Annotated in this window: 1 protein-coding gene and 1 pseudogene; both read left to right on the top strand. The window is 40.5% G+C overall.

Translation table 11 applies throughout. The features are described 5' to 3' along the window. On the top strand, positions 1-429 hold a 429-nt coding region (locus tag ASU03_RS18095; protein WP_157465962.1), incomplete at its 5' end, for a TonB-dependent receptor domain-containing protein. Between the two features lie 171 nt (positions 430-600). After that, positions 601-869, top strand: a pseudogene (gene cca / locus ASU03_RS18100) (multifunctional CCA addition/repair protein); the annotation flags it as partial.

The following is an 869-nucleotide window of genomic DNA, read 5'->3' on the forward strand; positions in this document are numbered from 1 at the left end:
ATTAACTATGAAATCAATGAAGCCTGGGTGGTTAATGCCACCTACAGCTGGGTTGAAGGTAAAAATACTGCAGACGATGTTTATTTAGGTGCCAAACAAATTAGTCCGCCTAAGGCGACGGTAAATCTAAACTGGCAGCCGAGTCATACTATCAGCCTAGCGCTAAATTACTTGTATGTTGGCAATCGTAAGCGTTTTGAACCGGTTGACGGTGAATATGTTGGTGATCAAGGTCCTATTGATAGCTATCAAATAGTGAACGTAAGCGGTAACTATAACTTTGCTAGCGATTGGTCGGCTTTTATCGGCATAGAAAACTTATTTAATCAAGATTACTACCCGACAAAATCACAGGGTTATACCTACGGTGGTTACAACATTAAGGGCCTAGGCACCACGGTTAATATTGGTGTTAATTATCAATTTTAATACCAAGTTCTTACCATGATTAAGCCATAGTAAGTAGCTCAATAGCTATCATGCAAAGCCTTCATTAGTGCTTTGCATGATAAAAAATCAAATAAGTAGCTCGGCCAATCTCTGCAGTTATTGCCCCCTTATGATACACTTGCATCAATGTCCTCTTCATTTTGGTGTCCCTTGTCAAGCAACAACTCTGAAAGTAAAAACCAGCCACTTAACACCTATTTAGTCGGTGGTGCAGTGCGCGATAAACTGCTTAATCGGCCGGTCAAAGACAAAGATTATTTAGTGGTAGGCAGTAGTGTTGAGCAAATGCTAAAGCTAGATTATCAACAAGTAGGTAAAGACTTCCCGGTTTTTTTACACCCAATAACAAAAGCAGAATATGCTCTCGCCCGTACAGAGCGAAAGCAAGGCCAAGGTTATACAGGCTTTAGATGCTACTT

The sequence above is a fragment of the Colwellia sp. TT2012 genome (assembly GCF_001440345.1).
Taxonomy (GTDB): Bacteria; Pseudomonadota; Gammaproteobacteria; order Enterobacterales; family Alteromonadaceae; genus Colwellia.